Source organism: Streptomyces sp. NPDC005195 (assembly GCF_040608315.1).
Classification (GTDB): domain Bacteria; phylum Actinomycetota; class Actinomycetes; order Streptomycetales; family Streptomycetaceae; genus Streptomyces; species Streptomyces kaempferi.
In genome coordinates, this window is sequence record NZ_JBEXHZ010000105.1 from 1 (window position 1) to 8,272 (window position 8,272).

An 8,272-nucleotide genomic window follows, 5' to 3' on the forward strand; every position below is an offset into this window, starting at 1 on the left:
ACGCCCCCAGTCCAACATCAGGCAGCAGCGACGGCCGTAATCTGCTCATGAGTACCGACGTACTGCGAAAACCCGTCTATGGCAACGGCATTGGGGTATTGCCGGGTAAGGCCAATGCGAAAGCCGCTCTACCCCCGGCTGGCCGGGGGTAGAGCGGCTTTGCAGCGGTGCCGGTGGGGGTGTTACGCGGCGAGGGCCACGCGGGGCGCCGGGCGCTCGCTGGGGGCGGAGCGGCGGGCCTGGGCGAAGCGGCTGCGCCGGCCGCGGGTCGCGGAGGTGCTGCGCTTGGCACGCTCCACGACCGGCGCGGCGATGAAGCAGGGGATACCGCTGGGAGCCTGGGCTCCGGTGATCCGGGTCAGCTCCGCCTCGTCGGGGCGGACCTGTGCGGTCTGCGGGGTGATGCCGGCGTCGCGCATCAGGCGGATCATGTCGCGGCGCTGGTTGGGCAGGACCAGGGTAACGACGCTGCCGGACTCGCCGGCGCGGGCGGTCCGGCCGCCGCGGTGCAGGTAGTCCTTGTGGTCGCTCGGCGGGTCGATGTTGACGACCAGGTCGAGGTTGTCGACGTGGATGCCGCGGGCCGCGACGTTCGTGGCGACCAGCACCGTGACGTGCCCGGTCTTGAACTGCTCCAACGTGCGGGTCCGCTGCGGCTGGGACTTGCCGCCGTGCAGCGCCGCGGCCCGCACCCCGCTGTTCAGCAGGTGGTCGGTCAGCTTGTCCACGGCGTGCTTGGTGTCGAGGAACATGATGACCCGACCGTCGCGGGCGGCGATCTGCGTCGTCACGGCGTTCTTGTCCGCGCCGTGGACGTGCAGCACGTGGTGCTCCATCGTCGTGACCGCTCCGGCGGAGGGATCGACGGAGTGGACAACCGGGTCGTGCAGGTAGCGGCGCACGAGCAGGTCGACGTTGCGGTCGAGGGTGGCGGAGAACAGCATGCGCTGCCCGTCCGTGCGCACCTGGTCCAGCAGGGCGGTGACCTGCGGCATGAAGCCCATGTCCGCCATCTGGTCGGCCTCGTCGAGCACCGTGATGCCGACCTGGTCCAAACGGCAGGCGCCCCGGTCGATCAGGTCCTTGAGCCGGCCCGGGGTGGCGACGACAACTTCGGCGCCACCGCGCAGCAGATGGATCTGCCGCCCGATGGACATGCCGCCGACCACGGTGGCCATCCGCAGCCGCAGCGAGCGGGCGTACGGGGTCAGCGCGTCGGTGACCTGCTGCGCGAGCTCACGGGTCGGGACCAGGACCAGGGCCAGCGGCTGCAGCGGCTCGGCGCGCTGCCCGGCGGTCCTGGCCAGCACCGCCAGGCCGAAGGCGAGGGTCTTGCCGGAACCGGTACGGCCGCGGCCCAGGACGTTGCGGCCAGCCAGGGCGTTGGGCAGGGTCGCACCCTGGATCGGGAACGGCACCGCCATGCCCTCGTGGGCCAGCGTCGCCAGCAGGGCCGCCGGCATGTCCAGAGCGGCGAAGGACTCCACCGCGGGCAGTGCCGGGGTGAGAGTGACCGGCAAGGCGAACTCGCCCTGCACGGACGGGCGTCGACTCGAGCCGCCGGAACGGCCGGAGCCCGCGTAGCCGCCGGAGCGACCGGAGCCGCCGGACCCGGCGTAACCGCCGGAACGGCTCGGCGCGCCGGAACGGCTCGGGGCCGAACGGCTGTAACCGCCGGCGCTCGAAGCGCCGCTACGGCTGGTGGAACTGGAGCTGGAATACGAACGACTGGAACGAACGGGGTTCAAGGAGAACCTTCCTGGACACGGCACGCACCCAGGAAGCCCCAGCAGCGAACACGCCGCACGAAGGCATCACAGAGACGAACCGAAGGAATGGGGAGAAGCGAAGCGGGGCGGAATCATCCGCGCCAACGCACTTCGAAGGATCACGCCACCGAGCGGGTGGGCGACACGCCGGACCGATGAAGTCCGGGGGCAGAAAGCGGTGCGCGGCCTCAGGGCTGCGAGCTGCCGCCTGCCATGCAGGCAATGCGATGTGCCCAAGCTCGCCGGCCCAGAACGGGAAGTGGCGGGTGGGCGACGGGTAGGGCCCGCGACCTTGCGGTGCGGGCCCTACCCGGTGGTGCGCGTTAGTGCTTAGGCGGGAACGATGTTCTCCGCCTGCGGGCCCTTCTGGCCCTGCGTGACGTCGAAGGAGACCTTCTGGCCCTCCTGGAGCTCACGGAACCCCTGGGCGGCGATGTTCGAGTAGTGGGCGAAGACGTCAGCGCCGCCACCGTCCTGCTCGATGAAGCCGAAACCCTTTTCCGCGTTGAACCACTTCACGATGCCAGTAGCCATGTGTATCTCCTCAAGACAGGGGGCCGAACCGAAAACCGCACTGTGCGGAGTCCGCGTCGCCGCGATGAGCCCATCCGGAGATGACCGGCAAAACAAAAATGCACCCCCGGATCACGCCCGTCGAGTGCACACAAGTTCATGGGTACCACAACTGCAACTGCCCACAACGTAGCACGAACACCCTGCGCTTGCCGATGAGGTATTCGGCAAGGGCAGGGGTGCCGGGTACCGCTGGGCGGCTCTGGTTGCGTCGGCGGTGACAGGCACGGGCGAGGGCCTGGTGGCAGCGGCGCCAGCGTGACCAGTGCAGTCCGTGCCGGATCCGCGCCTTCGGGACGGGCTGAGGGGCCATCACCTCAAGGAGTCGGCAGACCTCGTAGGCGGTGTAGGCGATCGGGGCGGTGTCATCGAGGGTGGTGGGACTGCGCGAGTCCCCCTCTTTGCCCCGGTGGCCCGCCGAGCCGGGGAACTGCCTGTTCGCGTGCGGCGGCGGCCTGAGCGGCCAGGAACGCTGCGGCCAGTTGGCCAGGGTGATGTGCCGGTACCAGCCGTGGAAGGAGCGCACCTCGTAGTCGGCCATCCCGGCCGACGACTTGGCCAGTTTGATCGCCTCCTCCACCCGCCAGCGCGCCCCGGGCACGAGTACCAGCTCCTCCACCTCGGTCTCCGGGGGCCCCAGGCCAGGTAGTAGTCCCGCTTGTCGGGTTCGGTCGGGCCGCGGCGGACGATCACCCACCGGGCCCAGGCACCCTCCCCGACCTCCAACTCGGGGTCCGGGATGCGACGCACCCACCACTGCCAGGCGCGGGAGTCCAGCTGGCTCGGGCCGGCCGCGAGCTCGACCCAGTCCCTTCGGCCGCTACGCGTTCGACCAGGCGGGCCAGGTGTCGCCAGCCCGGGCGCGGCAGCACGTGTGGTCGGCCGGCACGTTGACGGCATACGGCAGGCGGTGCCGCTCCAGGAAGGCACGGAAGGCCCCGTCGCGGCCGTAGACCTCGTCCGCGGCCAACCCACACACGCCCGGCAGGCAGGTCGGCCAGGATCCGCTCGATCATCCGCTCGGCCAGCCGGGGCTTGGTGGCGAAGCCCAGCTCATCGGGGATGTGCGCGGCCCGACAGCGCGCCCGGTCGCCGGTCCACTCCTTGGGCAGGTACAGCTCCCGGTCCACCAGCGCCTGCCCGGCCCCGGTCGCCCAGGCGGCCATCACCCCGACCTGGCAGGGGAAGCCCCCGCCCAGCGTTCCGGTGAACTGCCGCGCCACCCCGGCCGAGGCCCGTCCCTTCTTCGCGAACCCGGTCTCATCGACCACCAGCACCCCGCACCCGTCCGGTCCTGCCCCCACCCGGCCGACCGACAGGGAAGCGATGACGTAGCGGCGCACGAAATCCCGCAGCACGTCCGCGTCCCAGCGGGCCCGGTCCAGCAGGTGCTGCTGCCCCTACGGCGTCAACTCCCCGCCGTGCTGGGCGAAGCGGCGGGGTGAGGCCCGGATACCCTCGTATCCCATTTGCTGCCGCCTGTTGTCCGGTGCCCCTGTCCTAAGGTTGGACTGTCGGGGGCGAGGCGGTAGTTGCGGTTCCTCTGATCATCGGTGTGTGAAGACAGAAGATCAGACGGTGGCCGCAGGTAACACCATAGATCCTACCCAACGGCAAGGGAGGTTCGAGGTCCTGAAGGGCCGTATCGCAGGGCGGTTCGTCCGGGTGGAACCGCGACGCCGGGCACGGGCGTTCGTGCTGGTCTCCCCCGTCCAGTCGGGGAGTAGTGCCCAGGTGGCCAGCACCAACGACCACGGGACCCCTGATCCGCAGGTAGAACCCCGTTCGACCGGCCCGCGCCGGTACACAGCGGAGTACAAGGCGAGGATCCTCGCCGAGTACGACACTCTCGACAAGCAGGGCAAGGGAGCCCTGCTCCGCAGGGAGGGCCTGTACTCGTCACTGATCACGAACTGGCGTGAGCAACGGGACCGGGGCGCGAAGGCGGCGCTCGCCGCGTCGGCGGGGCGGCCGAAGGCCGACCCGAGGGACAAGGAGATCGCTCGACTCAAGGCCGAAAACTCCCGGCTGGAGGCCGAGTTGGGCAAGGCCCGCACCGTGATCGAGGTGCAGGGAAAACTCTCCGCGCTGCTCGACCAGTTCGCCACGGACAGCGCCATGACGAGCAACGGCGAGAGCAAGTGACCATCCCGGCGGACACGGACACGGGTGCCGCGGGGCCGGGTCCGGTGGCGGGCACCGTCTTCGAGACGGCCCGCGCCCGGGCGCTGGAGGAGCTGACGGAGTTGGTCGGCCGCGTGAAGGCGTGCACCGCACTCGGCGTGAGCCGGGCGACCTACTACCGCCATCACCGCCAGCGCCCGGCCCCGGCGCGGCCACCGCGACGCGAGCGGCGCCGTCATCCACGGGCCCTGACCGAGGCCGAGGAGGCCAGAGTCCTGGAGGTCCTGCGGTCGGGCGAGTTCGTCGACATGGCGCCGGGCGAGATCTACGCGGTCCTCCTCGACCGCGGCGTCTACCTGTGTTCGGAGTCGACGATGTACCGGCTGCTGCGCAGACACGGCGAGGTCCGTGAACGGCGCCGGCAGGCCACCCATCCGCCGCGCAAGAAGCCCGAGCTGGTCGCCGAAGGGCCAAACCGCGTGTGGTCGTGGGACATCACCAAACTGAAGGGACCGGTCAAGGGGAGCTATTTCTGCCTCTACACGATCATCGACATCTACAGCCGCTACACCGTCGGCTGGATGATCGCCACATCGGAGAACAAGGAGCTGGCCGAGCAGTTCCTGTCTTCCACGATCGCCAAGTACCCTGCGGAATACGGGCAGTTGACGATTCATTCTGATCGTGGATCTCCCATGGTCGCCGAGAACGTCGCCCAGATGATGTCGAACCTGGGCGTCGCCAAGTCGCACTCGCGCCCGAAAACCTCAAATGACAACCCCTACAGCGAGAGCCAGTACAAAACCCTTAAATATCGGCACAATTTCCCCGACCGGTTCGGCTGCATCGAGGACGCCCGCGGCTGGTGCGAGGACTTCTTCGACTGGTACAACCTGGCCCACCGGCACTCCGGGATAGCCATGCACACGCCCTTCGACGTGCACTTCGGCCTCGCCGAGCAGCTCCGCGAGATGCGCGCCGACGTTCTGCAGGCGGTCTACGGGAAACACCCCGAACGCTTCGTCCGCAAACAACCCAGGCCACCCAAACTCCCCGAGGCCGCCTGGATCAACAAGCCCGACGAGCCCAGACCGGACGATCAAACGATCCCGGCACAGGGATAGAACGATCTACCTGCCTTGATCACGTTGACAGGTTCCGCATCGAGGTGAACGGGGCGTGCCCTGCGGCTAGGTCTCATGCGCTCGGCTGTCCGCCGGGATAGCGATACGGGCATGGACGGGAGTGTCTAATAAACGGCTCTGGCGCACATTCGGGATGCTGTTGGTGATCTTCACTCGGTGGAGTGAAGTCATGTCGTGGTTGGCCTGTGGATCGGTGCAGTGTGCTGCGCTGGTCTGGGCGGGGTGGTTCGAGCGGTCGGAGGGGTGGCCGCGATGTCGATGGGTTCAGGTTCGGGGCGGGTGATTCCGCCGTTGACGGTGCGGATGGCGCGGGCGAGTAATCCACGGGGCACGGTGGCCATGTGGGTGCGTGACCGGTTGGACGAGTTGTTCACCGATGAGCACTTCGCGGACTGGTATCCGGTTGATGGGCGGCGGGGGTTGTCGCCGGCTCGGCTGGCGATGGTGTCGGTGCTGCAGTACGCGGAGAACCTCACTGACCGGCAGGCCGCCGAGGCGGTCCGCTGCCGGCTGGACTGGAAGTACTGTCTGGGCCTTGAGCTGGATGATTCGGGCTTTGACCATTCCGTGCTCAGCGAGTTCCGGGACCGTATGGCCCAGGATGACCGGGCGGATCGGCTGCTGGCCGTGATGGTCGACCGTCTGGTGGCCGCGGGCCTGGTCAAGCGGCGTGGTGCGGTGCGCACCGATTCCACCCATGTGCTCGCGGCCGTTCGTAAGCTGAACCGGGCGGAGTTGGTCACCGAAACGCTGCGGGCCGCTCTGGAGCAAGTGACGCTGACGGACGAGGCCTGGCTGGCGCCGTTGATCACGGCGGATTGGGCGGACCGGTATGGACGTCCGGCCATCTACCATCGGCTTCCCAAGGGCAAGGCGGCGCTGGAGGAGTACGCGCTGCAGGTCGGGGCGGACGGAATGCGGCTGCTGAGAGCCGTTTTCAGCGATCAGGCCCCGTCACGGCTGCGGGCGTTGGCTCAGGTGGAAATTCTGCGGCGTGTGTGGGTGCAGCAGTACTGGTTCGACAGTTCTGGGCAGCAGCGGTGGCGGGGGGCGAAGTCCACCAAGGACCGGTTGAGCAGGCGGGATATGCCGCGCAGAGCCGCTTCGCGTCCCGAGGCCGCGGGAAGGCCGGACCCGGAGAAGGCCAGCGTCCCGTGGGCCAGCATGGAGATCGTTTCTCCCTATGACGCCGAGGCCCACTACAGCCGGAAGCTGACCGCGTCCGGACAGAAGGAGTGGATCGGCTACCGCGATCACCAGAGCGAGACCTGTGGTGAGGGTCCGCACGTGATCGTGCAGGTCACCACCCGGCCGGCGCCCGAGCAGGACATCGACGCCCTCGAACAGATCCATCAGGACCTGGTCCGGCAGGGGTTCACGGACCTGGAGCACTTCGTCGATGCCGGATACATCACTCCAGAATCCATCGACCATGCCGCCCGCACCCACGGGGTGGTACTGACCGGTCCGGTTCGGGCCGACCCGAGGGCCCGCGAGCATCCCGGCTTCACCAAGGCCGACTTCACCCCCGACTGGCAGGCCCGCACCCTCACCTGCCCCCGTGGAGTGAGCAGTCATCCCTGGAAGGCGACGCGGGGTGACGGGCATGAACGGCTGTCCGTACTGTTCCCCAAGCCGGCCTGCCGAGCCTGCGAAGCCCGACAGGAATGCACAGGCACCACCGAAGACCGCAGCCGCCACATCATCTTGCTGCCCCAGCCCCTGCAGGAGATCCAGACACGGGTCCGACACGAGCAGGACACTGTCCAGTGGCGGCAGCACTACGCGATCCGGGCCGGATGCGAAGCCACCGTCTCCGAAACCGTCCACGCCCACGGACTACGGCACTGCCGCTACCGAGGGATGACCAAAACCCACGTCCAGCACGTTCTCACCGCCGCCGGAACCAACATCATCAGACTGAGCGGACACTTCCCACCAGGCACTTCACCACCACGCCAACCCCGTCCAGCCAGCCGATTCAAGCGTCTCTGCCGAACCCTGGCCAACTGAAGATCACCAACAGCATCCCGAATGTGCGCCAGAGCCGTTAAAATTGACACACCCGGCTGACGGTCTGCCCGGACCCGGTCATCGCGGCCAGCAGATGGGCGGCCGGGCTGGTGGCGGTGCGTGAGCCGCGGGCACTCTTGCCGTCGACGGCCAGGGTGAGCGCTCCGGCCGGATCGGCGCCGAGCAGGTCGGCGAGACCGCCGGGACAGACGGCGTTCAGGACGCGGCGGATGGTCGCAGTGCTCGGCGCGATCCGGGCGCTGAACACGGTCGTCGTGCGGGCGCCGAGGCGGGCGAGGGTGTCCTGTGGGGCGTTGCGCGCCCACTGCCCGATCGCGGCGAACGAGCGGGCCCCGGCGAGCACGGCCGAGCAGGCGACCAGCAGCACGCTCACGAACGGGTGACGCTTCCCCCGCCGATGCCTCGGGTTAGCCAGCGTGGCCAGCCGCTGCGGCAGTCCCGCAAGGGCGCGGTGCTGACGCGAGGGCGACTTGATCAGACAGACGCTGGCAGACTGACGGCACATCGAAGCTCCGGTTCGGCAGGGCGACTTTGTCAATCCCCTGGTTGCGTAGAGACGTTGGTTATGCGGCCCGGCCTTGCTGATCGGCCCGCGCTCGCGCTTCCTGGATGATCCGTTCGAACTCG

The 8,272-nt window shown here is 68.7% G+C and carries 7 protein-coding genes and 1 pseudogene; 3 read left to right on the top strand and 5 right to left on the bottom strand.

The genetic code is table 11. The annotated features are described in order from the left end of the window. Nucleotides 1–182: 182 nt before the first annotated feature. The 4 genes and pseudogenes from ABZV34_RS35585 to ABZV34_RS35600 all read right to left on the bottom strand — a co-directional run. A complete protein-coding gene (locus tag ABZV34_RS35585; RefSeq protein WP_356286215.1) occupies nt 183–1,748 on the bottom strand; it encodes a DEAD/DEAH box helicase in 1,566 nt (521 codons plus the stop codon). Between the two features lie 351 nt (nt 1,749–2,099). Further along, nucleotides 2,100–2,303 carry a cold-shock protein gene (locus ABZV34_RS35590; RefSeq protein WP_145801666.1) on the bottom strand — a complete coding sequence of 68 codons (204 nt, stop codon included), beginning with the start codon at nt 2,301–2,303 and terminating at the stop codon, nt 2,100–2,102. 136 nt (nt 2,304–2,439) lie between these two features. Next, nucleotides 2,440–2,961 carry a hypothetical protein gene (locus ABZV34_RS35595; RefSeq protein WP_356286218.1) on the bottom strand — a complete coding sequence of 174 codons (522 nt, stop codon included), beginning with the start codon at nt 2,959–2,961 and terminating at the stop codon, nt 2,440–2,442. A gap of 367 nt (nt 2,962–3,328) precedes the next feature. Beyond that, nucleotides 3,329–3,772 (bottom strand): annotated as a pseudogene (locus ABZV34_RS35600) (transposase); the annotation flags it as partial. Nucleotides 3,773–4,076: 304 nt separating this feature from the next. On the opposite strand from ABZV34_RS35600, the gene ABZV34_RS35605 reads away from it, so the two are divergent. The 3 genes from ABZV34_RS35605 to ABZV34_RS35615 all read left to right on the top strand — a co-directional run bounded on the left by ABZV34_RS35605 (nt 4,077) and on the right by ABZV34_RS35615 (nt 7,624). Beyond that, nucleotides 4,077–4,487, top strand: coding sequence for a transposase (locus ABZV34_RS35605; RefSeq protein ID WP_356286221.1), 411 nt, complete (start codon nt 4,077–4,079; stop codon nt 4,485–4,487). Between the two features lie 83 nt (nt 4,488–4,570). Beyond that, nucleotides 4,571–5,590 (top strand): IS3 family transposase, encoded by a 1,020-nt coding sequence (locus ABZV34_RS35610; RefSeq protein WP_356286227.1) that lies wholly within the window; start codon nt 4,571–4,573, stop codon nt 5,588–5,590. 273 nt (nt 5,591–5,863) lie between these two features. Continuing rightward, nucleotides 5,864–7,624, top strand: a complete 1,761-nt coding sequence (locus tag ABZV34_RS35615; protein WP_356286230.1) for an IS1182 family transposase — start codon at nt 5,864–5,866, stop codon at nt 7,622–7,624. A gap of 37 nt (nt 7,625–7,661) precedes the next feature. On the opposite strand, the gene ABZV34_RS35620 is transcribed toward ABZV34_RS35615, so the two are convergent. Beyond that, nucleotides 7,662–8,150: a transposase family protein gene (locus ABZV34_RS35620; RefSeq protein WP_356286224.1), complete on the bottom strand. Its 489-nt coding sequence runs from the start codon at nt 8,148–8,150 to the stop codon at nt 7,662–7,664. Nucleotides 8,151–8,272 lie beyond the last annotated feature (122 nt).